Raw genomic sequence first — 1,064 nt, forward strand, 5'->3', positions numbered from 1 at the left:
GTCGAGAAGACGGAGAGGACCTTCTGGACCTCGGTGAAGGGGGCGTTGGAGACGTAGACGAGGTCGCGGTTGCGCATGCGGAAGGCCTGGGTCAGGAACAGGCTGTTGGGGTCGCGCATGTTGATCCGGTAGACCACCGGCACCAGGGGCGTGCCGAGCAGCGGGCTGCCCGGCTTCAGGCGCCGCACCACCGCGGCCGGCTCGAAGCGGAAGATGAAGGTGCCCGAGGGGTCGGCCTGGAAGTCGGACAGGCCACGCGCCTTGGCCAGGGCCTGGGCCAGGGTGATGCCCTCGGCCTGGAACGGGATCTCGGTGGAGTTGCCCAGCGCGCCCACCGCCAGGAAGGTCTGGGGATCGCGCACCAGGGTCAGGGTGTCGCCCGGACGCAGGAAGATGTTCTCGGCCGGGTTCGACACCACCGTGGTCAGCGGCACCGTGGCGGTCTGCGGGCCGCGCGACAGCCGCACGAAGGTCTCGTTGACCGGTGCGCGCACGCCCCCGGCGGTGGCGACCACGTCGAGCAGGCGGTCGCCCTTGCCCGAGAGCGGCACCCGGGCCCCGGCCACCACCTCGCCGGTGACGGTGACGGTCTGGGAAATGGCCTTGGTGACCGAGACCAGCACCTGGGGCTGGATCGCCTTGCCGGCGAGCTCGGTCTCGATGAGGGCCTGCACGTCCTGGGGCCGGCGTCCGGCCACCTGGATGCGCCCGGCATAGGGCACGCTGATCGCCCCGTCGCGGGGCACCACCTGCTCGGGGATCAGGGCGGACTTGGAGCCGGCGGAGAAGCGGTCGGCCACCAGGGGCCCGGAGAACAGCCCGCCCGAGCCGGCCTCCCAGACCGAGACGGCCACGTAGTCGCCGACCCCGATCACGGCCTCGAGGGACGGGCGCCGGTCCCCGAACGAGGCCAGCAGGCTGTCCAGCGCACGCCCGCGCAGGGCCTCGATCGTGGCCGCCGACAGGTCCACGATCTCGTAGCGGGCGAACGTCCCCTCGCTCGTCGCGATGTCGGCCCCCTCCACCACCGCACCCGTCGTCGGTCCGGCCGCAGGGAGGAGCGA

At 72.5% G+C, this 1,064-nt stretch carries 1 protein-coding gene; it reads right to left on the reverse strand.

The features are described from left to right. The coding region (locus CRT23_RS27630; protein WP_103712644.1) for a polysaccharide biosynthesis/export family protein at positions 1-1,064 on the reverse strand (1,064 nt) is incomplete at both ends.

This window comes from Methylobacterium sp. V23 (assembly GCF_002917135.1).
Classification (GTDB): domain Bacteria; phylum Pseudomonadota; class Alphaproteobacteria; order Rhizobiales; family Beijerinckiaceae; genus Methylobacterium.